The following is a 23856-nucleotide window of genomic DNA, read 5'->3' on the forward strand; positions in this document are numbered from 1 at the left end:
TTAACGACCCGCGCATCGGTTTTCCAGTGTCACACACGCGCGGTCAGCAGCGCGGAGAGCGGCCGGAACGGCTGCAGCCACGCACCCTGGTCAGGCAGCGAATCTAGGCCGATCCGCGGCAATGGTTCCCGGAAGACACCAGCGATATCCTCCAGATCAACGAAGTCCAAGGTATCCGACGCTAGCGCCCAACTCGCATGTTCGCGAAATCCGATCACCTGGACGCCGACCCCGCTTCGTGCGATGTCTTCCAGCGGGTGACGAAACGCCTGACCGTCGGCCGACGCCACCACCAGCGCCGCCAACCCCTCGGTGCGCCGCAGTTCGATGTGGGCCAGCATGTCGCGGTCGACGTCGCTGTCCTCATCGATCTTCGGCTTGGCGAAGACCGCAAACCCCACGTTACGGAGGGCGTCGACCCACGGCCGGACGACGTCGGCGCTGCCGGGCGCGATGTTGGTGAACACCGTGGCCTCGGGTTCCACCACGACGCCGGGGCGACCGGCGCTGACTTCGGCCGTGCGCGCCAGCAACCAGCGGCCCAGCGCGTCGAACCGCGGGCGTTCCAGGGCTGTCGGGCGGCGGCCCAGGATGGAGCCCAGCCCCATGTCCAGGTTCGGGGCGTCCCACACCAGCAGCACGCGGCCACCCGGGGGAGAGAAGCCGCCCAGCTCGTCGCCGGTCAGCAGCGCCGGCGGCGCGACGGGTTGGGCACCGGTCGCGGCCTGTTCGGTCAGGCTCATACTCATCGCCTACTCATCGTCTAAGCCAAATGAATTCGGTGACGGCGCTGCCCGCTTCTTGAGCCTTCGTCTCGTACTTGGTGGTCGGGCGCGCGACCGAGATCGGCAGCGCACTGTCGGGATCGGCCCGGTGCAGCCGGGGCTCGCCCGCGCCGACCTCGGCGATGTGCTCGGCGTAGCCGGCGTGGTCCGTCGCAACGTGCAGGACACCTCCGGGGAGTAGCCGGTCGGCTATCAAGCCAATCGTGCCCGGCTGCAGGAACCGGCGTTTGTGGTGGCGCGCCTTCGGCCACGGATCGGGAAAGAAGACGCGCACGCCGGTCAACGAACCCGGCGCGATGAGGCGTTGCAGGACGTCGAGGGCGTTGCCGCGGATCAGCCGGATGTTGCTGACTTTGTCGCGGTCGATCGCGCACAGCAGCTGCGCCAGCCCGCGCCGGTAGATCTCCACCGCGACCACATCGATATCGGGCTCTTCCTTGGCCATCGCCAGTGTGGATATGCCACTGCCGCAACCGATTTCGAGTACCACCGGGGCCTGTCGCCCGAACCAGCCGCGGGTGTCCAGCGCGGGTTCGGGGCCGTCGGGTTCGTCGGTTGCGGCGCCCACCGACAGCCCGAGCTCGGGCCAGCGCCGTTCCCAGGTCTCGCGCTGCGCATCGGACAGCGCCGATCGCCGCGATCGGAACGCCGTGGCCGGCAGATAGCGCTGTTCGGGGCGGTCCGGGCCCCCCGTCGGCGTGTCGGCAGACATCGCCATCCCGCGCTGCGCATGCATTTGTCCATGGTGGCCTATAAACCTCGGATGTAGCCGCCCCTGGTCCGGATTGATACCCAACAGTTGCCTCCACCTGGTAACTCATTAACGGTGGCTCGCTTCTTGGTGGCGTGGGTGCCACCATTCGGTGGGACCGCTCGGCCCCGGCGCTGCCTCCGGTAGCGGCGACGCCGGCCGGGCGCGGGGTCATCCAGAACCGAACAGGCGGGATATGAGGGAACAGGGACACCAGAGTTTCGTCGACGAGCTGGCGCGCTTCGCCGCCGGCCAGGTCGACCCGCGCCTGACGGCGATCGGGCAGCGATGCGCCGCGCCCCTGCGCGTGGTTGTGCGCGGCCGCCGGGGGGTCGGCTGTCGCACCGTGCGCCGCGCCCTGGACGGCGCGGGACGCGCGGCGGGCGTCGCCGTCGACAGCCCGGCGGCCGAGCGCGACGTCGACGCGGTGGTTTACGTGATCACCGAGGTGGTCAAGCCCGAGGACACCCAGGCCGTCGCGGCGGCCGGGCGCCCGGTGCTGGCGGTGCTGAACAAGGCAGACCTGGCGGGCTCGCTGTCCGGCCGGGGCGGCGACGGCCCCATCGCGGCGGCGCGCGCCAGGTGCACGGAGCTCTCGGCGCTGCTCGGCGTGCCCATGGAACCGATGACCGGGCTGCTCGCGGTCGCCGCGCTCGACGACCTGGACAGCGCCCAGTGGACCGCGCTGGCCGCGCTGGCCGCTCACCCCGGCACGGCGTGCTTCGACGGCTCCTTCGCCACATTCCTGGCCGCCGACGCCCCGGTGCCGACGGAGGCACGGCAGCGCCTGCTCGACAGCCTCGACCTGTTCGGCACCGCGCTGGCGGTCGCCGCGCTGCGGCAGGGCCGCACCCCGGCCCAGGTGCTGACCCTGCTGCATCGGATGAGCGGCGTCGACGCCGTCCTGGCCAGAATCGGCGCGCTGGGCGCCGAGGCGCGCTATCAGCGGGTGTTGGACGCCGTCGCCGAACTCGAGGCGTTGGCCGCCGGCGGCGGCCGGCCCGCCGAGCGCATCAGCGCGTTCTTGTCGCGCGACGACACCGTCCTCGCCCGCATGGCGGCGGCCGTGGACCTGGCCGAGGCCGCCGGGCTGGAGCCGGGCGACCGACAGCCCGCCGGCGCGCATCGCGACCCGTCCGGGCACCTGCCGCGGGCGGTGCGGTGGCAGCGCTACAGCCGCGCGTCGGCCAGCGAACTGCACCGCGCGTGCGGCGCCGACATCGCTCGCGGATCGCTGCGGCTGTGGTCCCAGGCCTGCGGCTCGCTGCCGGGGGGATCGTGGTGAGCGGCGAGACAGGCGACGATCCCGTCGCCGCGGTCGACGCCCTGGTCGCTGCGGCCGGGCCGGGGCTGGATCCGCCGGCGATTCAGCGCCGCGACGTGGTGCTGGTGACCGGTCCGTGGATGGCCGGCGTCACCGCGGTGGCCGACGCCCTGCGCAAGCGGCTGCCGCAACACACATTCGTGGAGTCGACGGACCTGGGGCCCGGCGAGGCGCCGACGGTCGTGGTGTTCGTCGTCTCGGCGGCGGCCAACCTGACACCATCGGACTGCGCCCTGCTGGACGCCGCGACCGAGCACACCGATGCCGTCGTCGGTGTGGTCTCCAAGATCGACGTGCATCTCAACTGGCGCGATATCGTCGCCGCCAACTGCGACGCGCTGGGCGCGCACGCGCCCCGCTACAGCCGGGCGCCCTGGGTGGGTGTGGCGGCTCTGCCCGACCTGGGCGAGCCCGACGTCGACGCCCTGGTCGACGCGGTCTCGGCGCAACTCGACGACCCCGATCTCGCCCGGCGAAACAGGTTGCGGGCCTGGGAATCTCGCCTGCAGACGGTGGCGCGGCGGTTTGACCGCGAGGTCGAGGGGTCGGGCCGGCGGGCCCGGGTCGAGGCGCTGCGCGAGGAACGCAGCGCCGCGTTGCAGCAGCGGCGTCAGGCGAAAAGCGAGCGCACCATCACGCTGCGCAGTCAGATCCAGCAGGCTCGGGTCGCGCTGTCGCACTCGGCACGCAACCGGTGCGCGGGCGTGCGCACCGAACTGCAGGAATACGCGGCGGGTCTGTCGCGGCGCAACATGGCCGGCTTCGAGGCGGTCACCCGTGATCAGCTGGACGGGGTGGTCGCCGAGGTCAGCGAAAGCACCGACGCGCAACTGGCCGAGGTGGCGCAGGCGATGGAGGTGCCGATGGAGCTGCCGCCGCTCGAGCAACTGCCGGCGGTAGACGTCTCGCCGCCGCCGCTGAAATCGCGTCGCCAGGAAACCTGGCTGATGATCCTGCTCGGCGTCGGGTTCGGCCTCGGGGTGGCGCTGACGCTGAGCCGGCTGATGAGCGGTTTGGCCTCGCGGCTGAACCCCGCGCTGGCCGTCGTCGCCGCGCTGGCATGCGTGGCGATCTCGGTGGGGCTCACGTTCATGGTGATCAACATCCGTGCGCTGCTGCACGACCGGGCGCTGCTGGACCGCTGGGCGGGCGACGTCACGGCTTCGCTGCAGTCGGTCGCCGAGGAGCTGGTCGCCACCCGGGTGCTGGTCGCCGAGTCGGTGCTGAGCAAGGCGCTGCTGGCCCAGGATGAGGCCGAGAACGCGGAGGTCGCCGCGTCGGTGGGCGTCATCGACACCGAACTTCGCGAGCACGCCCTGGCCGCCGCGCGGGCCGCGGCCGCGCGCGATCGGGAGATGCCCGCGGTAACGGCGGCCCTGGCGGCCGTGCGTGCAGAACTGGGAGAACCGGGTATACGAGAAGACGAAAGTCACTTTGAAGACGTCGGCCGTGACGAGACCGAAAAACCCGCTTCGAGGAGCGAAGATGGCGACCCCTCGGGATCTTCTGAATCGTTGTTGTGAGAAGGCTTATACCTGCCCGAGACTCACCCGACAAGATCCTCACGATAACCTGTAGTTAACGCCACCAATTCCTTAATTGTGTGGGCGAGAGCATAGCGAGCAACACCAGCCCGATACGCAGAAGAATCCAGGAGAGTTCGATGACCTCAGCGACCATTCCCGGTTTGGACACAGCACCCACGAACCACCAGGGCCTGCTGTCATGGGTGCAGGAGGTCGCCGAACTCACCCAGCCCGACCGGGTGGTCTTCGCTGACGGCTCCGACGAGGAGTTCAACCGCCTGGCCACCCAGTTGGTCGAGGCCGGCACGTTGAAGAAGCTCAACGAGAAGAAGCACCCGAACTCCTACCTGGCGCTGTCGGACCCGTCCGACGTGGCGCGTGTGGAATCCCGGACCTTCATCTGCACCGAGACGCAGGACGGTGCCGGACCGACCAACAACTGGATGGACCCGTCCGAGATGCGGTCCACCATGAACGACCTGTACCGCGGTTGTATGCGCGGCCGCACCATGTGGGTGGTGCCGTTCTGCATGGGCCCCCTCGGCGCCGACGACCCGAAGCTGGGCGTGGAGATCACCGACTCCGAGTACGTCGTCATCTCGATGAAGGTGATGACGCGGATGGGCAAGGCCGCCCTGGAGAAGATGGGCGATGACGGGTTCTTCGTCAAGGCGCTGCACTCGGTGGGCGCGCCGCTGGAGCCGGGCCAGAAGGACGTGCCCTGGCCGTGCAACGACACCAAGTACATCACCCACTTCCCAGAGACCCGCGAGATCATGAGCTACGGCTCGGGCTACGGCGGTAACGCGCTGCTGGGCAAGAAGTGCTACTCGCTGCGCATCGCCTCGGCGATGGCCCACGACGAGGGCTGGCTCGCCGAGCACATGCTGATCCTCAAGCTCATCTCCCCGGAGAACAAGGCCTACTACTTCGCCGCGGCGTTCCCGTCGGCGTGCGGCAAGACCAACCTCGCCATGCTGCAGCCGACCATCCCGGGCTGGCGCGCCGAGACGCTCGGCGACGACATCGCCTGGATGCGCTTCGGCAAGGACGGCCGCCTGTACGCGGTCAACCCCGAGTTCGGTTTCTTCGGCGTCGCGCCGGGCACCAACTGGAAGTCCAACCCCAACGCCATGCGCACCATCGAGGCCGGCAACACCGTCTTCACCAACGTGGCGCTCACCGACGACAACGACGTGTGGTGGGAGGGCCTGGAGGGCGAGCCGGAGCACCTGACCGACTGGAAGGGCCGCGACTGGACGCCCGATTCCGGCGAGAAGGCCGCTCACCCCAACTCGCGCTACTGCACCCCGATGTCGCAGTGCCCGATCCTGGCGCCGGAGTGGGACGACCCGCAGGGCGTGCCGATCTCGGGCATCCTGTTCGGCGCCCGCCGCAAGACCACGGTGCCGCTGGTGACGCAGGCCCGCGACTGGCAGCACGGCGTATTCATGGGAGCCACCATGGGCAGCGAGCAGACCGCCGCCGCCGAGGGCAAGGTCGGCACCGTGCGCCGCGACCCGATGGCCATGCTGCCGTTCCTGGGCTACCACGTCGGTGACTACTTCCAGCACTGGATCGACCTGGGCAAGAACTCCGACGAGTCCAAGATGCCGAAGGTGTTCTTCGTCAACTGGTTCCGCCGCGACTCCGACGGCGGTTTCCTGTGGCCGGGCTTCGGCGAGAACAGCCGGGTGCTGAAGTGGATCGTGGACCGCATCGAGCACAAGGCCGGCGGCCAGGACACCCCGATCGGCATCGTGCCGACCGCCGACGACCTGGACCTGGACGGCCTGGACGTCGATGGCGGCGACGTGGCCAAGGCGCTGGCGGTCAACCCCGCCGAGTGGCGCGAGGAACTGCCCCTGATCGAGGAGTGGTTCGACTTCGTCGGCGACAAGCTGCCCACGGGTGTCCGCGACGAGTTCGAGGCGCTCAAGCAGCGGCTGTCCGAAGCGGGCTGAGCCCGCTCGCGGGCCGACTAACCCGCGCGCCGCGAATCGGGGCTGGCCTTTTTCTCTTGGTACATCAGCTCGTCGGCGCGCGCCAGCAGCTCGTCCACGGTGGCCGTGTCGGACACCGGCGCCCGCACCAAACCGATGCTGGCCGACACCCGGTAGGGCCGGTCGCCGGTCTTGTTGAAGTTCCCGAACGCCTCGGCCAGGCGCTCCTTGAGTGACGCTGTGTCATCGGCATTTTCGGTGACCATCACGCAGAATTCGTCGCCGCCGATGCGCGCCAGGATGTCGGACTCGCGGCGAATCGTGCGCAGCACGTGGGCGACGTCTTTGATCAGGGCGTCGCCCACGTCGTGGCCCTGTTCGTCGTTGACCTTCTTGAGGCCGTCGACGTCGAGGAAGGCGAGCACGCAGTTGTGGCCCAGATGGTGTGCCCCGCTGAGCTTCTGCTCTGCCAGCAGATAAAAGCCGCGACGATTGTTCAGCCCGGTCAGTTCGTCGGTCACCGACAGCCGGCGGATCTCCTCGTTGGCGTTCTCCAGCGCGGCGGTGCGGTCGCGGACACGCTGTTCCAGTTCGGCGTACACCTGGATGTTCTCCATGGCGATCGAGGTCGAGTCGGCCAGGGCCTGCAGCAGGTGAACCTCCTGCTCGGACGGCTGATGCGGGTCGGCCCAGTAGTTTCCGATCGCGCCGATCGGATCCAGCTTGCGGATCGGCACCATCACCAGGCTCTTGACGAACGTCGGGCGGTACAGCGTGTGCGGGATGCGCGAGTCGCTGTAGATGTCGGGGATGACCGCCGCGTCGCGGTTCAGCATCGCCCACCCGCTGATGCAGGACCGGATCGGGAAGCGGCTGCCCTTCCACAGCGGGGCGATCGCGTCCTCGTCGGCGTAGTAGCAGCGGTCGTTGTCGCGCAGCACGAAGGTGGAGCCGTCGCAGCCGGTGAGCTCGCGCGCCTGGGTGCGCACGATCCGCTGGATATCGGGCAGGCTGCGGGCCAGCGACAGCTCCTGAACCGCGTGCACCAGGCGCTCCATGCCGTCGACGTAGTCGGATGCGGCGAATTTGCGGTCCGGCGCGGGACGCGAGGCGATGGCCGCAGGCTCCGGTACCTGCTCGGCGGTCATGCGCGCCTCCGGTGCGAGAAGTGGCGTACCCGCCAAGGCTAACTTCCACGGCCAACGGCAGTGTACGTAACCGCAGGATCGCCGGCGACTTCTGCGGTGATCGGCGGAGGGTGGCCAAAATCCGCAGGCCGGGCCGCCGCGGCGCGGGTTTGCTGGGGCGGGGGACGGCGACCACTTAACACCCGTCAAGTTTGGCGGCGGTACAGTCTGCGCATGCAGATCCGCCCGTACATCGGCGCCGACAAAGCTGCTGTCATCCTGTACCCGTCCGGAACGGTCGTCACCTTCGACGACCTCGAGGCCCGTGCCAATCGACTGGCGCACCGCTTCCGCGGGGCGGGTCTGCGCGAGGGCGACACCGTCGCCATCCTGATGGAGAACAACGAGCACATCCACGCGGTGATGTGGGCGGCTCGCCGCAGCGGTTTGTACTACGTGCCGATCAACACCCACCTGACCGCGGCAGAGGCGGCCTACATCATCGACAACAGCAGCGCGAAGGCGATCATCGGATCGGCGGCGCTGCGCGATACCCTCGCCGGCCTGGCCGAGCATTTGCCGGGCGGTCTGCCGGAGCTGCTGCTGATCGCCGACGGTGACCTGCCCGGCTGGGAGCGTTACCCGGAATGTGTTGCGGGCCAGCCTGACACCCCGATCGACGACGAGATCGAGGGCGACCTGCTGCAGTACTCGTCGGGCACCACCGGCCGCCCCAAGGGCATCAAGCGCGAATTGCCGCACGTGCCACCGGCCGACGCGCCGGGCATGATGTCCGCACTGGTCGGTTTCTGGATGACGCCCGACTCGATCTACCTCAGCCCGGCTCCGCTCTACCACACGGCGCCGTCGGTGTGGTCGATGAGCGCTCAGGCCGGCGGCATCACCACGGTGGTGATGGAGAAGTTCGACGCCGAAGGCTGCCTGGATGCGATCCAGCGCCACCGCGTCACGCACGGCCAGTTCGTCCCGGCGATGTTCACCCGCATGCTGAAACTGCCTGAGCGGGTTCGTCATTCGTACGACCTGGCCAGCCTGCAGCGGGTGATGCACGCGGCGGCGCCGTGCCCGGTGGAGATCAAGAAGCAGATGATCGACTGGTGGGGGCCGATCATCGACGAGTACTACGCGTCCTCGGAGGCGCACGGGTCGACGCTGATCACCGCCGAAGAGTGGCTGGCGCACCCGGGTTCGGTCGGCAAGCCGATGGGGGGTGCCGTGCACATCCTCGACGAGCATGGCGAGGAGCTGCCGCCCGGCCAGGCCGGCGAGATCTACTTCGAGGGCGGCTATGCCTTCGAATACCTCAACGACCCGACAAAAACCGCGTCATCGCGCGACAAGCACGGCTGGGCCACCGTCGGGGACATCGGCTACCTCGACGACGAGGGCTACCTGTACCTGACCGACCGGCGCCACCACATGATCATCTCCGGCGGGGTGAACATCTACCCGCAGGAGGCCGAGAACCTTCTGGTCACCCACCCGAAGGTGCTCGACGCCGCGGTGTTCGGGGTGCCCGACGACGAGATGGGACAGCGCGTCGTCGCGGCGGTGCAGACCGTCGACCCGGCCGACGCCACCGACGAATTCGCCGACGAGCTGACGGTATGGCTGCGAGACCGGTTGGCGCACTACAAATGTCCGCGATCGATCGCCTTCGAAGCGCAGCTGCCGCGCACCGACACCGGCAAGCTCTACAAGAACGGGCTGATCGAGAAGTACTCGGTGTGACCGATGCTGCGGGTGGTCGACCTGTCCAGCGCGCCGCAGGACGGCCCGCCGTCGCCGCCCGGGGTGATCGTCGCGGTCGGCTCAGCCGCCGACATTGCCGAGGCCGGATTCTGGCTTGACGCAGCAACTTTCACGCTGACCCAGGATCCGTGCGCCGACCGGCGGGTGGTCACCGTCGATTCGGTGCCGGCGACGGTGGACGAGCTGACGGCGCGCTGCCGCCGCTGGCCGCACGCCAGCGGCATCTGCGACGACGTGTTGCGCGCGGTGGATCCGCGCGGCCCGGCCCTGCCGGGGGTGATGACGGAGTCGTTGGCCTACTCGACCCTGCAGGCCGGCCCGGAGTTCGCGCAGTGGTTGCGCGAGCGCGGCCCGGGCCGCATGCCCGATATCCCCGACCCGGTGCGGGCCACCCGCGACGGCGACGTCGTGCGGATCGCGTTCAACCGGCCGCAACGGCACAACGCGTTCTCCACCGATGCGCGCGCCGCGCTGTTGGAGGCGCTGGCGGTGGCGCAGCTGGATCCCTCGGTCACCGGCGTGGTGTTGAGCGGCAACGGCCCGTCGTTCTGCAGCGGCGGTGACCTGGCCGAATTCGGAACCTTTGCCGATCCGGCGAGCGCGCATCTGGCCCGCACCCGCTACAGCCCCGCCCTGGCGCTCGATGCGCTGACCGCCCGGCTCGGCCGCGCGTGCCGCGCCGAGGTGCACGGCCGGGTGATGGGCAGCGGACTGGAGATGGCGGCGTTCTGCGGGTGGGTCAGCGCCCGCGACGACGCGGTGTTCGGGCTACCCGAGCTGGCGTTGGGGCTGTTGCCCGGGGCCGGTGGCACCGTCAGCGTCACGCGGCGGATAGGCCGTTGGCGCACAGCGTATCTCGTGTTGTCCGGCCGTACCGTCGATGCGGAGACCGCGACGGCCTGGGGGCTGATCGACGAGACCTGGGATCAGAAACCCGGATAGGTGGTGGTGGTCGTGGACGGGATGGACGACACGATCGCCGCGAACATGGCAAACCACAGCACGACGCCGATCACCCCGACGACCGCACCCACGACCGCACTGATGATGGCCCACTTCTTGGCGTTGTTCGACGCCTCGTGCGCCTCGGCGTAGCGGCCCTGAGCCCACAGGCTCGAGACCTTGGTGGAGTAGACGATCGACACGATCCCGAGGGGCAGGCAGCACAGCACCGTGCACAGGATCGCCCAGACCAGATAGTTCTCGGGCTCCTGCTGGCCGTGCCAGCCGTGCTGGGGCGCCGGCCATCCGGCTGGCGGCTGTCCCGGCCATCCCGGCGGCTGCTGCGGCGGATATCCCGGCGGCGGCTGGCCTTGCCATTCCGGTTGCTGGCCTTGCCATTCCGGCTGCTGACCCGGCCATTCTGGCGAACCTCCGGGCGGCGCGGGGGGATAACTCATGGCGGCTGCCTTTCCCTTTGGTTCAGAGTCAGGTAAATATACTCCCAAACCTTGTTCTCCGACCGTGAGATTGGTGAGCGGATCAGATCCCGCCCCGCGTCACCAGTTGCCGGGCAATCACATTGCGCTGGATCTCGTTGGTGCCCTCACCGACGATCATCAGCGGCGCGTCCCGGAAGTAGCGCTCGACGTCGTATTCGGTGGAATAGCCGTAGCCGCCGTGGATTCGCACCGCGTTCAGCGCGATCTCCATGGCGGTCTCGGAGGCAAACAACTTGGCCATCCCGGCTTCCATGTCGCAGCGCTCGCCGCTGTCGTATCGCTCGGCGGCGTACCGGGTGAGCTGACGGGCCGCGGTGAGCTTGGTCGCCATGTCGGCCAGGTAGTTGCCGATCGACTGGTGCTGCCAGATCGGCTGGCCGAAGCTCTCGCGCTGCTGGGCGTAGGCCAGCGCGTCTTCGAGAGCGGCGGTGGCAACGCCCAGGGCGCGGGAAGCCACCTGGATGCGGCCCGTCTCGAGCCCCTTCATCATCTGTGAAAAGCCTTCGCCCGCAACGCCACCCAGCAGCGCCGTGCGGGGCGCCCGGAAGCCGTCGAACGACAGCTCGCAGGACTCTACGCCCTTGTAACCCAGCTTCGGCAGGTCCCGCGACACCGTCAGGCCGGGCCCGTGCTCGACGAGCACGATCGAGATGCCCTTGTGGCGTGGCCTGGCGTCCGGGTCGGTCTTGCACAACAGCGCGATCAGCCCGGAACGGCGCGCGTTGCTGATCCAGGTCTTCGACCCGTTGACCACCAGGCTCTCGGCGTCGTCGGGGTCGGGCAGCGCGGTGGTGGTCATGTTCTGCAGGTCCGAGCCGCCGCCGGGCTCGGTGAGCGCCATAGTGGCGCGCACCTCGCCGCTGGCCATCCGCGGCAGGTAGGCCCGCTTCTGGTCCTCGGTGCCGAACAGGGCCAGCAGCTTGGCGACCACGGTGTGCCCGCCCATCGCACCGGCCAGGCTCATCCAGCCCCGCGCCAGTTCCTCGGTGACCCGCACGTAGCACGGCATGGACACCGGCGAACCGCCGTATTCCTCCGGAACGGCCAGACCGTAGATGCCGATCCGCTTCATCTGCTCGATCCACGCCTCGGGGTAGGTGTTGGCGTGCTCGACCTCGCGAATGGCTGGCTTGACGTCGCGGTCGATGAACGCCCGAACCGTGGCGACCAGCATCTCTTCTTCGTCGTTCACCTCTGATCACCCTCCAGCGTCGATGGTGGCGACCCGCTTCGCCCGGCTTCGCCGCGCTCGCGATCGCCACGAAGTCGATGGTGGCGACCCGCTTCGCCCGGCTTCGCCGCGCTCGCGATCGCCACGAAGTTGACCCTCGATTCCACAGCCTGCCAGCATGGGGCGTTGTGACTGGCGACGGGTATGCGGAGATTCGCGAGGGCGGGCCGTACTTCGACGACCTCGCGGTGGGGCAGGTGTTCGACTGGGCGCCCTCGATGACGTTGTCGTCCGGCCTGGCGGGTGCGCACCAGGCGATCGTGGGGGACCGGCTGCGACTGGCGCTGGACGCCGATCTATGTGGGGCGGTGACGGGCCTACCGGCGCCGCTCGCGCATCCGGCGCTGGTGTGCGACGTGGCGATCGGGCAGTCGACGCTGGTCACCCAGCGGGTCAAGGCGAACCTGTTCTATCGCGGCCTGGTGTTTCACCGCTTCCCAATCATCGGTGATTCGCTCTACACCCGCACCGAAGTCGTTGGCCTGCGGGCGAATTCGCCTAAGCCGGGCCGGGCGCCCACCGGGCTGGCGGCGCTGCGGATGATCACGATCGACCAGGCCGATCGGCTGGTGCTGGACTTCTACCGGTGCGGCATGCTGCCCGCCAGCCCGGATTTCGCGCCCGACAACGCGCCGCATGACGATCTGTCCGCCATCGGCACCGACGTGCCCGGCCCGGCCCACGACCCCACCGCGCAGTGGGACGGCGCGGTGTTCCGTGACAAGGTGCCCGGCCCGCACTTCGACGCCGGCCTGGCCGGTTCGGTGTTACGCAGCACCGCCGACGTGGTCAGCAGCGCTCCCGAACTTGCCCGGCTGACCTTGAATATCGCTGCGACGCATCATGATTCGCGGGTCGGCGGTCGCCGGTTGGTGTACGGGGGGCACACCATCGGGCTGGCGCTCGCGCAGGCGAGCAGGCTGCTGCCCAACCTGGTGACGGTGCTGAGCTGGCAATCCTGCGATCACACCGGGCCCGTGCACGAGGGCGACACCCTGTACAGCGAGTTGCACATCGAATCCGCCGAGCCGACCGATCACGGGGGCGTGCTGGGGCTGCGGTCGCTGGTGTACGCGGTCAGCGAGGCCGCCGATGAGCCGGACCGCCCGGTGCTGGACTGGCGGTTTCACGCGCTGCAGTTCTAGTGCCGATGTGCGCGACGAGCACAATGGGAGCCGTGAGCTCGGCCGCAACCAAGTGGGGAAGCAGCGGGCTGGCCTACCTGACCGGCCCGCCCGACGGTCCCGCCGACTTCTCCCGCGCCCACGTGCTGACCCGCGCGCGCGACGTCGCCGCGGCCGCCGGGGACCGGCTGGGCATCGACATCGACGCGGCAGGCCTCTTGACGGGGCGGGCCGCCATGTTGGGGCTGACCCGCGGCGGGCGGGTGTCGCCGGGCGGCGCCACCCGCCTGCTCGCCGCCCGCGACGGCCACTGCGCGCTCACCCTTTCGCGCGCCGACGACGTCGACGCCGTGCCGGCGCTGCTGCGGGCCGACGAGGTGGCCGCGGACCCATGGCCGCAGCTGCAACGCTGGGCGGCCGCCCGCCCGGTGGCCGAGATCGTCGAGCGGGCCGGGCTGCTGGACATTCCGGCGGCGGGGATGGGCGAGGCCGCACCCACGCCGGCGTGGATACGCCCCACCGCCTCGCGAACGGCGCCGCGGGCGCCGCGGGGTTTGCTGGTGGCAGACTTGTCGTCGATGTGGGCGGGCCCGCTGTGCGGGCGGCTGCTCGCCCGGGCCGGCGCGACCGTCGTCAAGGTCGAAAGCCCGCGCCGCCCGGACGGCACCCGGGGCGGACATCGACCCTTCTTTGACTGGGTCAACGGCGAAAAGCTCAGCTACGAACTCGATTTCGATGCCCAAGCCGGTGAATTGCGCGAACTGCTCGCGGTCAGCGACATCGTCATCGAGGGCTCACGTCCGGCGGCGTTGGCGCGCCGCGGGCTCGGGCCCGATGACGTCGCGCCGCGCGCGGGCCGAGTCTGGTTGCAAATCACCGGCTATGACGGCCTGCGGCCGGGATTCGGCGACGACACCGCGGTGGCCGGTGGCCTGGTCGGCACCAGCGCCCAGGGGCCGGTGTTCTGCGGTGACGCCATCGCCGACCCGCTGAGCGGGCTGGAAGCCGCCTTGGCGGTGGCCGAATCGCTGGGCCGCGGCGGCGGCGAGCTGATCCGTGTATCCATGGCCGGGGTCGCCGCGACCTATGCGGCGCTGCCGGTCGGGCCCTCGGCATCGTCAGCGCCGGTGTCGGCGCCGGCGGCCCCGCCCGCGCCGCATCCGGCGTCCGACCCGGGCGCCGACAACGAGGCGGTGCGCCTCCTGGTCGCCCAAAGACGCGTGCTGTCATGCTGATTCAGCGGGCTACCCTACTGGACGGCACCACGACCGACATTCGGGTGGGGGCGCTGATCGAGGAGATGGCGCCGCCGGGCGAGGGCCTGGTGCCGCGGGCCGGGGAGGGCGTGCTGTACGCGGGCGGCGGCGCCGTGCTGCCGGGGCTGCACGACCACCATGTGCACCTGCGCTCGGCGGCCTCGGCGCTGGATTCGTTTTTCGTCGGGCCGCCCGGGGTCAGCACCGAGTCGCAGCTGACCCAACTGTTGACGAACGCCACACCGGGGCCCGACGGCTGGATTCGCGCTGTGGGCTACCACGATTCGGTTGCGGGAGAACTCGATCGTGGCGCCCTCGACGCCATCGTTCCGCACGTTCCGGTGCGCATCCAGCACCGCAGCGGGGCGCTGTGGATCCTGAATTCCGAGGCGCTGGGCCGGGTCGGCCTGGCCGAACATCCCGACGGGCGGCTGCGCAGCGCCGACCGCGGCTGGTCGCTGGCGCTGCAGCGACGCGAGAGCGACCTGGCCGAACTGAGCCGCCGAATTACCGCGACCGGTGTCACCGGCGTCACCGACGCGACCCCCGATCTCGATGCCGACGACATGGAGTCGCTGACGACCGCGCACGAGCGCGGCGAATTTCGGCCGCGGCTGAGTTTCCTGTCGCCGGGCAAGAAGATCCTGCACGACGATCGCTTGGACCTCGACGACCTCACGGAATGGATTGCGCGACAACATGATAGTGGGCATCCGGTCGCCGTGCACTGCGTGACCGCGGCCCAGCTGGTGGTGACCATCGCGGCCCTGCGCGCCGCCGGCGGTCATCCGCGGGACCGCATCGAACACGCCGCGGTGGTGCCCGACGACAGCCTGGCCGACCTCGCCGAGCTGGGGATCACGGTGGTGACGCAGCCCAACTTCGTCGCCGAGCGCGGCGATCAGTACCTCGCCGAGGTGCCCGCCGCCGAGCACGATCAGCTGTGGCGCGTCGCCTGCCTGCGTGACGCGACGGTGCCCGTCGCGCTGTCCACCGACATGCCGTTCGGCCACGGCGACCCTTGGACGGCGATGCGCGCCGCAGTGCACCGCACCACGCCGCAGGGCGTCGTGCTGGGCCCGCGCGAACGTGTTTCCGCGCGAGAGGCTTTGACGATGTTTCTGGGGCGGGCGGATCAGCCGGGCCGGCCGCGCAGCGTGGAAATCGGGCAGCCGGGCGACCTGTGTGTGCTGAACGAACCGCCCACGATCGCACTGGCCGCGCTGGACGCGGGGCTGGTCGCGGCCACCGTCATCGGCGGCGAGCTGGTGTACTTCGCGATGTGAGGCGGATCAAGCGGTCGGGGCCAGCGCCGCGCGCAGGCTGTCGCACTGGCTATCGAAAAACCGCCGGGACACTTGGGCTTTCGGCAACACCAGGTCGAAGCCGTGGAAGGCGCCGGGAATGGTTTCGACCTGGCACGGCACCCCGGCGGCGCGAAGGCGTTCGGCGTAAGCCAGGTCTTCGTCGTGAAACAGGTCATGCGTGCCCACACCGATCCAGGCCGGCGGCAATCCGCTCAGGTCGTCGCGGCGCCCGGGCACGGCGACCTGCGGGTCGGCATTGCCGAGATACGCCGACCAGCCGAACCTGTTGCTGCGGTTGTCCCACAGCCGGTAATTCGAGTTCGGCGCGGTGGCCGAGCTGCGGTCGTCCAGCATGGGATAGGTCAGCAGCTGGAACGCCGGGCTCACCTCGGCGCGGTCGCGGGCCAGCAGGGCCAGCGCCGCCGCCAGGCCGCCGCCGGCGCTGGCGCCGCCGATCGCGATGCGGTAGCGGTCCACCGATGGCAGCCCGGCCAACCACGTCAACGCCGAATAGCAGTCCTCCAGCGGTGTCGGATAAGGATGTTCGGGCGCCAGGCGGTATTCCACCGACGCGACGGCGATCCCCAGCCGCCGGGCGAACCCGCTGCACAGCTGGTCGTCCTGCTGGGCGGTGCCGATGACGTATCCGCCGCCGTGGATCCACAGCAGCGCGGGCGTGCTCTCGGTGGCCCCGGCCGGACGGAACAGCCGCACGCCGGCCCCCGACTCGAGTGTGATCGCCTCGACGTCGGCGACGGGCTTGCTGAGGCGCCCCCGCCACGCGAGCCCCACCCGCATGAGCGGCAGGGTTCGGGGGCCGACGAGCCGGCGCGGGGCGAAGCGGGCAAATCGCTGCAGGTCAGGATGAACATCGTTGTTCGTCACCGGACAAGTATCACCGACGCGGAAAATCATGAACTCCCGATGTGGGATCCGCCGTGCACACAACGACGTCAGGAGGCAGTGTGACCGCCAACAACCCCCGGCTGGATTCACGGTCGGTCGACACGGCTCTCGGGACCATCCGGGTTCAGGTGAGTGCGGGCGCCGGGCCGGCCGTCCTGATGTGGCCCAGCCTGTTGATGACGGGCGACCTGTGGGCTGGCCAGGCCGCGCACTTCGGCGACACCCATCGCCTGGTGCTGATCGACCCGCCCGGCCACGGCGGCAGCGCGCCGCTGCGGACGACGTTCAGCTTCACCGACTGCGCGCGGTGCGTCGTCGACCTGCTGGACGGCCTCGACATCGACCGGGCCCACTTCGTGGGCAATTCATGGGGCGGGATGATCGGCGGCACCTTCGCCGCGCTCTATCCCGATCGGCTCGACCGTGCGGTGCTGATGAATTGCACGGCATCGAAAGCCGGCGTGGCGCAGAAGTTTCAGTATGCGGCCCTGGTGTGGTTGGCGACGGCGCTGGGTGGGATCCGCTCGCCGCTGACCCGCTCGGCCATCCGCGCCTTCCTGGGGCCGACGACGTTGCGCACCCGCCCGGACGTGGTCGACACCGTGCGGACCAACGTGTGCTCGGTGAACACCGATTCGGTCCGCTGGGCGGTGCGCAGCGTGGTTTCGGCGCGGCCCGACCAGCGCGCGCTGCTGTCCCGCGTCACGTCCCCGGTGCTGGTCGTCGCCGGTGCGGAAGACGCCACCTTCCCGGTCGCTGAAACCCGCGTCATGGCCGACTCGATTCCGGGCTCGTCCTTCACCGTGCTCGACGGGGTCGCGCACCTCGCGGCGCTGGAGGACCCCGCGCGGGTGAACGCGCTGCTTGAAGAATTCTTGTTCGGACCTCGACGGTGAGGCCGCGGTAGTCATCAAGACAATCCACGGAAATACCTCCGAAACACTTCGCACGTAACTTCGGCATCGAAGGGCCGATCGGGAGGCGACATGGGAGGTCTACAGTGCAGAACCGGCCGAATGCGTACCGGCCCAGCAGCCAAGCGGTGATCGCCGATGGCGTCGGTGCCGACGAAAACACACTGCCCGTATTGCTCGTTGCAATGCGGGATCGCGATCGACGCCTCAGGGGATCGCGTCCAGCTCGCGCCGCAGGGTGACTTTCCCACCAATCGGGGTGGTCTGTGCGCGAAGGGATGGACCGCGGCTGACCTGCTGGGGCACCCGGAACGCCTGACCGGCCCCCTGGTTCGCGACGAGCGGGGCTTGCCGCTGCGACGGGCCAGCTGGAACGAGGCTTTGGAACGGGTTGTCGGAGCCTTCCAGAAGGCGCAACGCGATCACGGTCCGGATGCGGTCGGATGCTTCGGCGGTGGGGGGCTGACCAACGAAAAGGTTTACCAACTAGGTAAGTTCGCGCGCGTCGCGCTGCGCACTTCCGCGATCGACTACAACGGCCGGTTCTGCATGTCATCTGCGGCCGCGGCGAGCAACCGCTCGTTCGGCATCGACCGTGGATTGCCGTTCCCGCTGGCGGACATCGCGCAGGCCGACGTGATCCTGCTCGTCGGTGCCAATCCCGCCGAAACGATGCCGCCGGCCATGCAGTTCTTCGACGAGGGCCGGACCCGCGGCGCCCAGCACATCGTCGTGGACCCCCGGCGCACCGCGACCGCCGCCCGCGCTGACCTCCACCTGCAACCGGTTCCCGGCACCGACCTCGCCCTGGCCAACGGCATGCTCAATGTCATTGCCCGCGAGGGCCTTATCGACGAGCAATACGTCGCCCAGCGCACCACGGGCTTCGAGGCCGTGCGCCGAGGCGTGCGCCTCTACTGGCCGGACCGGGCGGAACGGATCACCGGTGTGCCCGAGAGCGACATCGTCACCGCGGCGCGGATGCTCGCCAAGGCCGAGCGCGCGATGATTCTGACAGCCCGCGGGGCCGAGCAGCACAGTTCTGGCACCGACACGGCGCAGGCCTTCATCAATCTCGCTCTGGCACTGGGCTTGCCGGGTCGCCCTTACAGCGGCTTCGCGACGATCACGGGCCAGGGTAATGGGCAGGGCGGCCGCGAACACGGGCAGAAGTGCGACCAGCTACCGGGATATCGCCGGCTCGATGATCCCGCCGCGCGGGCTCACGTGGCACAGGTATGGGGCGTCAACCCCGCCGACCTGCCCTCCTCGGGGCAGTCCGCATACGAAATGCTCAGTGGCATCGGGATGTGCGACGGCGTACGCGCGCTGTGGGTCCTGGCGTCCAACATCGCCGTGTCGGCACCGAACTCGTTACACGTGGCCGAGAAGCTGACGGAGCTCGACTTTTTGGTGGTCTCCGACATCTTCCTGTCCGAGACCGCTGCTCTGGCCGATGTGGTGCTGCCGACGACCCAATGGGCCGAAGAGTCCGGAACCATGACCAACCTGGAGGGACGTGTCATCCTGCGTCGCGCCGCGGTCGCGGCTCCCGGCGATGTGCGGTCGGACCTCGACGTGATGACGGACCTAGCGAAGCGGCTGGGGGCGCAGGGTTTTTCGTCCGATCCTGCGGAGGTATTCGAGGAACTGTCCCGAGCGAGCCAGGGCGGCAAGGCCGACTACCGCGGAATCAGCTACGAACGGATCGAGGCCCACAACGGGGTGTTCTGGCCCTGTCCGTCAGCGCTGTACCCCGACACCCCGCGGCTCTTCGTCGAGGACTTCCCGACACCGGACCGGCGGGCACACTTCCATGTGACGGAACACCGCGGTGCCGCGGAGCTGCCGGATGACGACTACCCGTACTACCTCACGACCGGGCGCGTGCTGCGCCAGTACCAGTCCGGCACTCAAACACGCAGGGTGGCAGAGCTTTCCGACGGCGATCCGGGACCGGTGGCCGAGCTGCATCCAACGCTGGGGCAACGGGTCGGTGTCGGCGACGGTGACAAGGTCCGTCTGACCACCCGCCGGGGCGAGGTCGTGATGACGGCCCGGTTGGACAGCCGCATCCGGCCGGACACCGTCTTCGCGCCGTTTCACTGGGGCGGTGTGGCATGCATCAACCGACTGACCAATCCGGCGCTGGACCCGCACTCGAGGATGCCGTCTTTCAAGGTTTGCGCGGTCGCGGTGTCAGCGGTCGCCGCTGAGCCGAACCAGTCACACCTAGGGAAGGAGATCGAGACGTATGGCTGACGACAGCACGCCCCGATTCCTGCAGGGCGCCTTCGCATTCGACGGCAAGGGCTATGACGCGCCCTCGCCGCTGGACGCGTCGCTGCGCTTCGTCGTGCCGGCCGGGGCTATCGCTCAGCCGGTCTACTTCCGCGGAGGCAACAGCACGGACGAGCTCATCACCATCGTGGTGATGCGCGACGGCGCCCCGATGCGCTACTTCCCGATCGGTGCCAAAGACGCGGTCCACGTGCCGCTTCGGGTCGTCGAAGACCTGCTCGCTGACACCGTCCTCGAAGTGTTCATCGCCGCACCCGACGGACTGAGCGGCACGGTGTTCGTCGACATCGGCTTGGTCGAGATCTAGTCACCGGAGGAAGCCGCATGACGCTCTTGGCCAAACCCACGGCGAACGGCCACAATCCGGCCCGCCTGGCCACCCTCGTGGTCATCGGCAACGGCATGGCGGGCGCCCGCGCGCTCGAGGAGATTCTGGCTCGCGGTGGCGGCGAGCGATTCGCCATCACCGTCTTCGGCGACGAGCCCTATGGCAACTACAACCGTATCCTGCTATCGAACGTATTGGCCGGCTCCGACGATGCCGGTGAGATCTACCTCAACCCACTGGACTGGTACGCGGACAACCAGATCGACCTGCGGTCCGGGGTGCGGGTGGTGCGCATCGATCCCTTCGCGCACCTGGTGCACGCCGACGACGGCAGCACGGTGCGTTACGACAAGCTGATCCTGGCCACCGGCAGCAGGTCCTTCTTCCCGCCGGTGGCGGGGATTTGGCAGGACAACACCACCCTGGCCCCCGGCGTCTTCGGATTCCGGACGCTCGACGACTGCCAGGCCATGATCGAATTCGCCGAGGGACGAAGCAGGGCTGCGGTTATCGGCGGAGGGCTGCTGGGTCTGGAGGCCGCGCGGGGCCTGCAGACCCGGGGACTGCAGGTCGGCGTCGTGCAGGGCGGACCGGCCCTGATGAACGCCCAACTCGATGATCAGGGCAGCGGCATTCTGCGCCGCCTCGTCGAGGCGCTGGGCATCGAGGTGCACACCGGCAAGACAACCAACCGAATGGTCACCTCCGGCGGCCTGCCGACGGCGATCGAATTCGCCGACGGCGGCCGGCTGCCGTGCGACATGGTGGTGATGGCGGCCGGCATCCGGCCCAACGTCGGGCTGGCCGCACGGGCCGGATTGACCGTGGAACGCGCGATCGTCGTCGATGACCACATGCGATCGGTCGACGACGACGACATCTACGTGGTCGGCGAGTGCGCGCAGCACCGCGGGCAGGTCTACGGTCTGGTCGCGCCGCTGTGGGAGCAGGCCACCGTGCTTGCCGATCATCTGACCGGCGCTAATCCCCTTGCGGCATACCACGGTTCGCGCACCGCCACCAAGCTCAAGGTCGCCGGTGTGGACGTGGCGTCGATGGGCATCAAGAGTCCCGAACGTGACGACGACGAGTTCGTGCAGTACTCCGAGCCCCGGCGCGGGGTCTACAAAACCGTGGTGGTGCGCGACGACAAGCTGGTCGGCGCCACGTTGGTCGGCGACGTCAGCAGGGTGGCTTTCCTCATGCAGGCCTTCGACCGGGGGCTGCCGCTGCCGCCCGAGCGTGTGTCGCTGATGTTCGACATCGGCGGCGCGCCGGACGCAGCCACCGGGGCCGCCGAACTGTCAGACGATGCGCAGGTGTGCAACTGCAACGGGGTGAACAAAGCGACCATCGTCGGCTGCGTCAAGGGCGGTCAGACGTCGGTCGAAGGCGTGATGTCGGCGACCCGGGCCGGCAAGGGATGCGGGTCCTGCAAGGGCCTGGTCGCCGAGATCGTCGGGTGGGCCGCCGACGGTGCGGTTTCCGAAGACGCCCAAGCGAATTGGTACGTGCCCGGCGTACCGTATGAGAAACCTGCGCTGATGCGCAAGATCCGTGAGCTCGAATTGCATTCGGTCTCATCGGTGTTCGCCGCGCTGGCGCCGGACGGCCGCGAGGACGCCGGATCCAAGATGGCGCTGTCCTCGTTGCTGCACATGATGTGGGGCGATGAATACGTCGAGGAACGCGACGGCCGGTTCATCAACGACCGCGTGCACGCCAATATCCAGCGCGACGGAACCTTCTCGGTGGTGCCCCAGCTCAAGGGCGGGGTGACCAGCGCCGAGCAACTGCGCAAGATCGCCGACGTCGCCGACAAGTACCGGATCCCGATGATCAAGCTCACCGGCGGCCAGCGCATCGATCTGCTCGGCGTGCGCAAGGAGGATCTGCCCTCAGTGTGGTCCGACCTGGGGATGCCCTCCGGGTACGCCTACGGCAAGAGCTTCCGAACCGTGAAAACCTGTGTGGGAAGCGACTTCTGCCGATACGGTGTGGGCGACTCGACGGCGCTGGGCATCGCGATCGAGGAACGCTTCCAGGGGATACCCAGCCCCGGCAAGATGAAGTTGGCCGTGACCGGCTGCCCGCGTAACTGCGCCGAGGCGCTGTGCAAGGACGTCGGCGTCGTCGCGATCGAAGGCGGGCAATGGCAGATCTACGTCGGTGGCGCGGCTGGTTCACACGTCCGTAAGGGCGATCTGCTGACCACGGTGGACACCCCGGACGAGGTGATCGCGTTGACGGGCCGCTTCCTGCAGTACTACCGCGAGAACGCCAACTGGCTGGAGCGCACTTACGACTTCGTACCCCGGGTCGGCATCGACCGGATCCGCGACATCGTGATCGACGACAGCGACGGCATCGCCGACGAACTGGACGCACGTATGCAGAAGTCGATCGATTCCTACCGCGATCCGTGGGCCGAGAGCCGAAACCCCGTCATTCCCAACCAGTTCCAGACATCGCTGCCGCTGATCCCGCTGCCTCAGGTGCCGATCCGATGAGTGCGGTCAACCTGGGCCCGGTGGATCAGATCCCGCTCGGGGAGGGTCGCGCCTTCGTCGTCGACGGGCGGCAAATCGCGGTGTTCCGGTTGCGCGACGGATCCCTGCGCGCGCTGGACGCCGTGTGCCCGCACCGCGGCGGCCCGCTGGCCGACGGGATCTCCGACGCCCGTGTCGTCGTCTGCCCCCTGCACGGCTTCACCTACGACCTGGCTTCCGGGTGCGAGGTCGGCAACGGCGGAGCGCCGGTCACCGCCTATCCGGTGCACGCCGATGACGGGACGGTTCACCTGTCCGTCGACGGCAAAGTCCACGCCTGATCGCTGAACGATCCACCCGTTGGGCTCGTGCTCAAGGGCGGTGGATTAGCCGAACCACGATCGGGGTACCGGAGCAATGCTGAGGCACGGGCATGCCGTCAGCTTGTTGGGTTTGCCGGTGCGCCGCCGCAACGTTCCACACGGGACCGAGCGCCGCCGCGTCGCCCGATCGGCCAGGACGCGAGGGGCGTGAAATGCTTGGGCAACTTTACGATCGGGCGTTGGGCGGGGAGCGATGTTGGATCCGTCATGAGGACGGCGAACTGCGGCCACTGCCGGCGCACCGATGGTTGGGGGTGCGATGTCCCGGTGATGGATCTGGTGACGCCTTCGACGAAGTCTTCGACGAAGCCGTCACGCAGATGTGCACCGGGCCGACAATCGAATTGGGCTGCGGGCCGGGCCGGTTGGTGGCCAGGCTGATTCAGCGCGGCATTCCCGCACTCGGCATCGACCGGTCGGCGACTGCCATCCAGCTGGCGGGCCGGGGCGGTGCGCCGGCCCTGCTGGGCGACGTGTTCGAGCCGCTGCCGGGAACGGGCCTGTGGCAGACGGTTCTGCTGGTCGACGGCAACGTCGGGCTCGGCGGGGACCCGCGCCGAATTCTGGGGCGCGCCTTCGAATTGCTGGCCCGCGGTGGCCGCTGCGTCGCCGAATTCGAAGCCGAGGCCATCGGAATCTGCTCGCGATGGGTGCGGCTGGAGGCGGCGGGCGAGGTAGGGCCCTGGTTTCGCTGGGCGACCGTCGGGGTGGACAGCGCCGCCGCGCTGGCCGCGCAGGTGGGGCTGACGCTGACCGGCGTCAGCCTCGTCGGCGGCCGGGTGATCGCGGACCTGACGGCCAGATAAGCGTGTCGTCCACAGCAAAATTCACCGACCTCAGCGAACCGCGAAAAACCCGTCGAACAGCATAAATACCGAACTCAGCGAGCCGGCCGGGCAAAGCGTTCGGGCCACCTTCGCCCGTTCTACAGAAACGTCAGTTTGCG

The 23856-nt window shown here is 69.1% G+C and carries 20 protein-coding genes; 14 read left to right on the plus strand and 6 right to left on the minus strand.

Annotated features, from left to right (window positions below):
* Positions 1–29 precede the first annotated feature (29 nt).
* Both ACYQ8K_RS20990 and trmB read right to left on the minus strand, forming a co-directional pair.
* Positions 30–743 (minus strand): NYN domain-containing protein, encoded by a 714-nt coding sequence (locus ACYQ8K_RS20990; protein ID WP_459972070.1) that lies wholly within the window; start codon positions 741–743, stop codon positions 30–32.
* A 13-nt stretch (positions 744–756) separates the two neighbouring features.
* Positions 757–1539 carry a tRNA (guanosine(46)-N7)-methyltransferase TrmB gene (gene trmB, locus ACYQ8K_RS20995; protein ID WP_459972071.1) on the minus strand — a complete coding sequence of 261 codons (783 nt, stop codon included), beginning with the start codon at positions 1537–1539 and terminating at the stop codon, positions 757–759.
* A 193-nt stretch (positions 1540–1732) separates the two neighbouring features.
* On the opposite strand from trmB, the gene ACYQ8K_RS21000 reads away from it, so the two are divergent.
* The 3 genes from ACYQ8K_RS21000 (at position 1733) to ACYQ8K_RS21010 (ending at position 6350) form a co-directional block, all read left to right on the plus strand.
* A complete protein-coding gene (locus ACYQ8K_RS21000) occupies positions 1733–2821 on the plus strand; it encodes a hypothetical protein (RefSeq protein WP_459972017.1) in 1089 nt (362 codons plus the stop codon).
* Entirely contained in the window at positions 2818–4383 is a 1566-nt protein-coding gene (locus ACYQ8K_RS21005) for a hypothetical protein (RefSeq protein WP_459972019.1), read from the plus strand. Before ACYQ8K_RS21000 ends, ACYQ8K_RS21005 begins: the two co-directional genes overlap by 4 nt.
* Before the next feature lie 140 nt (positions 4384–4523).
* Complete coding sequence (locus ACYQ8K_RS21010) at positions 4524–6350, plus strand: phosphoenolpyruvate carboxykinase (GTP) (protein WP_459972021.1); 1827 nt, start codon at positions 4524–4526, stop codon at positions 6348–6350.
* A 17-nt stretch (positions 6351–6367) separates the two neighbouring features.
* Here ACYQ8K_RS21010 and ACYQ8K_RS21015 read toward each other — a convergent pair whose 3' ends face one another.
* Positions 6368–7477 (minus strand): sensor domain-containing diguanylate cyclase, encoded by a 1110-nt coding sequence (locus tag ACYQ8K_RS21015; RefSeq protein WP_459972022.1) that lies wholly within the window; start codon positions 7475–7477, stop codon positions 6368–6370.
* A 213-nt stretch (positions 7478–7690) separates the two neighbouring features.
* On the opposite strand from ACYQ8K_RS21015, the gene fadD4 reads away from it, so the two are divergent.
* Both fadD4 and ACYQ8K_RS21025 read left to right on the plus strand, forming a co-directional pair.
* The gene (fadD4, locus tag ACYQ8K_RS21020; RefSeq protein WP_459972023.1) at positions 7691–9208 is read left to right on the plus strand and encodes a fatty-acid--CoA ligase FadD4; all 1518 of its coding nucleotides are present in this window, start codon (positions 7691–7693) and stop codon (positions 9206–9208) included.
* 3 nt (positions 9209–9211) lie between these two features.
* The gene (locus tag ACYQ8K_RS21025) at positions 9212–10171 is read left to right on the plus strand and encodes an enoyl-CoA hydratase/isomerase family protein (RefSeq protein WP_459972025.1); all 960 of its coding nucleotides are present in this window, start codon (positions 9212–9214) and stop codon (positions 10169–10171) included.
* Here ACYQ8K_RS21025 and ACYQ8K_RS21030 read toward each other — a convergent pair.
* Positions 10156–10629 carry a CD225/dispanin family protein gene (locus ACYQ8K_RS21030; RefSeq protein WP_459972026.1) on the minus strand — a complete coding sequence of 158 codons (474 nt, stop codon included), beginning with the start codon at positions 10627–10629 and terminating at the stop codon, positions 10156–10158. The two genes, ACYQ8K_RS21025 and ACYQ8K_RS21030, sit on opposite strands and share 16 nt — an antisense overlap.
* An 82-nt stretch (positions 10630–10711) precedes the next feature.
* Entirely contained in the window at positions 10712–11863 is a 1152-nt protein-coding gene (locus ACYQ8K_RS21035) for an acyl-CoA dehydrogenase family protein (RefSeq protein WP_459972028.1), read from the minus strand.
* A gap of 167 nt (positions 11864–12030) precedes the next feature.
* Here ACYQ8K_RS21035 and ACYQ8K_RS21040 point away from each other — a divergent pair, with 167 nt between their 5' ends.
* From ACYQ8K_RS21040 to ACYQ8K_RS21050, 3 genes are read left to right on the plus strand one after another with little or no spacing between them, the layout of a single operon-like run.
* Positions 12031–13047, plus strand: coding sequence for a MaoC family dehydratase (locus tag ACYQ8K_RS21040; RefSeq protein WP_459972030.1), 1017 nt, complete (start codon positions 12031–12033; stop codon positions 13045–13047).
* A gap of 23 nt (positions 13048–13070) precedes the next feature.
* A complete protein-coding gene (locus ACYQ8K_RS21045) occupies positions 13071–14261 on the plus strand; it encodes a CoA transferase (RefSeq protein ID WP_459972031.1) in 1191 nt (396 codons plus the stop codon).
* The gene (locus tag ACYQ8K_RS21050) at positions 14255–15568 is read left to right on the plus strand and encodes an amidohydrolase family protein (protein WP_459972033.1); all 1314 of its coding nucleotides are present in this window, start codon (positions 14255–14257) and stop codon (positions 15566–15568) included. Before ACYQ8K_RS21045 ends, ACYQ8K_RS21050 begins: the two co-directional genes overlap by 7 nt.
* A gap of 6 nt (positions 15569–15574) precedes the next feature.
* Here the strand turns inward: ACYQ8K_RS21050 and ACYQ8K_RS21055 are convergent, their stop codons facing one another.
* Positions 15575–16474, minus strand: coding sequence for an alpha/beta hydrolase (locus ACYQ8K_RS21055; protein WP_459972035.1), 900 nt, complete (start codon positions 16472–16474; stop codon positions 15575–15577).
* 179 nt (positions 16475–16653) lie between these two features.
* On the opposite strand from ACYQ8K_RS21055, the gene ACYQ8K_RS21060 reads away from it, so the two are divergent.
* From ACYQ8K_RS21060 to ACYQ8K_RS21085, 6 genes are all read left to right on the plus strand, one after another.
* Entirely contained in the window at positions 16654–17391 is a 738-nt protein-coding gene (locus ACYQ8K_RS21060) for an alpha/beta fold hydrolase (protein ID WP_459972072.1), read from the plus strand.
* 156 nt (positions 17392–17547) lie between these two features.
* Positions 17548–19671, plus strand: coding sequence for a molybdopterin oxidoreductase family protein (locus ACYQ8K_RS21065; RefSeq protein WP_459972037.1), 2124 nt, complete (start codon positions 17548–17550; stop codon positions 19669–19671).
* Entirely contained in the window at positions 19664–20017 is a 354-nt protein-coding gene (locus ACYQ8K_RS21070) for a molybdopterin oxidoreductase (RefSeq protein WP_459972039.1), read from the plus strand. The genes ACYQ8K_RS21065 and ACYQ8K_RS21070 overlap by 8 nt, the downstream gene beginning before the upstream one ends.
* A 17-nt stretch (positions 20018–20034) precedes the next feature.
* Positions 20035–22548 (plus strand): nitrite reductase large subunit NirB, encoded by a 2514-nt coding sequence (gene nirB, locus ACYQ8K_RS21075; protein WP_459972040.1) that lies wholly within the window; start codon positions 20035–20037, stop codon positions 22546–22548.
* On the plus strand, positions 22545–22868 hold the full coding sequence (locus ACYQ8K_RS21080) for a Rieske (2Fe-2S) protein (protein ID WP_459972041.1): 324 nt from the start codon (positions 22545–22547) through the stop codon (positions 22866–22868). Before nirB ends, ACYQ8K_RS21080 begins: the two co-directional genes overlap by 4 nt.
* A gap of 194 nt (positions 22869–23062) precedes the next feature.
* Positions 23063–23716, plus strand: a complete 654-nt coding sequence (locus ACYQ8K_RS21085; protein ID WP_459972043.1) for a class I SAM-dependent methyltransferase — start codon at positions 23063–23065, stop codon at positions 23714–23716.
* The last annotated feature ends 140 nt before the right edge of the window (positions 23717–23856 follow it).

This window comes from Mycobacterium sp. MUNTM1, assembly GCF_054660795.1.

Bases quoted from the DNA above. Each gene is read 5' to 3' on its own strand.
- ACYQ8K_RS21060 (WP_459972072.1), top strand. From the start codon at position 16,654: ATGTGGCCCAGCCTGTTGATGACGGGCGACCTGTGGGCTGGCCAGGCC.
- ACYQ8K_RS21085 (WP_459972043.1), top strand. From the start codon at position 23,063: ATGCTTGGGCAACTTTACGATCGGGCGTTGGGCGGGGAGCGATGTTGG.
- ACYQ8K_RS21030 (WP_459972026.1), bottom strand. From the start codon at position 10,629: ATGAGTTATCCCCCCGCGCCGCCCGGAGGTTCGCCAGAATGGCCGGGT.
- ACYQ8K_RS20990 (WP_459972070.1), bottom strand. From the start codon at position 743: ATGAGCCTGACCGAACAGGCCGCGACCGGTGCCCAACCCGTCGCGCCG.
- ACYQ8K_RS21010 (WP_459972021.1), top strand. From the start codon at position 4,524: ATGACCTCAGCGACCATTCCCGGTTTGGACACAGCACCCACGAACCAC.
- ACYQ8K_RS21045 (WP_459972031.1), top strand. From the start codon at position 13,071: ATGGGAGCCGTGAGCTCGGCCGCAACCAAGTGGGGAAGCAGCGGGCTG.
- ACYQ8K_RS21065 (WP_459972037.1), top strand. From the start codon at position 17,548: ATGGCGTCGGTGCCGACGAAAACACACTGCCCGTATTGCTCGTTGCAA.
- ACYQ8K_RS21050 (WP_459972033.1), top strand. From the start codon at position 14,255: ATGCTGATTCAGCGGGCTACCCTACTGGACGGCACCACGACCGACATT.
- ACYQ8K_RS21000 (WP_459972017.1), top strand. From the start codon at position 1,733: ATGAGGGAACAGGGACACCAGAGTTTCGTCGACGAGCTGGCGCGCTTC.
- fadD4 (WP_459972023.1), top strand. From the start codon at position 7,691: ATGCAGATCCGCCCGTACATCGGCGCCGACAAAGCTGCTGTCATCCTG.
- ACYQ8K_RS21080 (WP_459972041.1), top strand. From the start codon at position 22,545: ATGAGTGCGGTCAACCTGGGCCCGGTGGATCAGATCCCGCTCGGGGAG.
- ACYQ8K_RS21070 (WP_459972039.1), top strand. From the start codon at position 19,664: ATGGCTGACGACAGCACGCCCCGATTCCTGCAGGGCGCCTTCGCATTC.
- ACYQ8K_RS21025 (WP_459972025.1), top strand. From the start codon at position 9,212: ATGCTGCGGGTGGTCGACCTGTCCAGCGCGCCGCAGGACGGCCCGCCG.
- ACYQ8K_RS21015 (WP_459972022.1), bottom strand. From the start codon at position 7,477: ATGACCGCCGAGCAGGTACCGGAGCCTGCGGCCATCGCCTCGCGTCCC.
- nirB (WP_459972040.1), top strand. From the start codon at position 20,035: ATGACGCTCTTGGCCAAACCCACGGCGAACGGCCACAATCCGGCCCGC.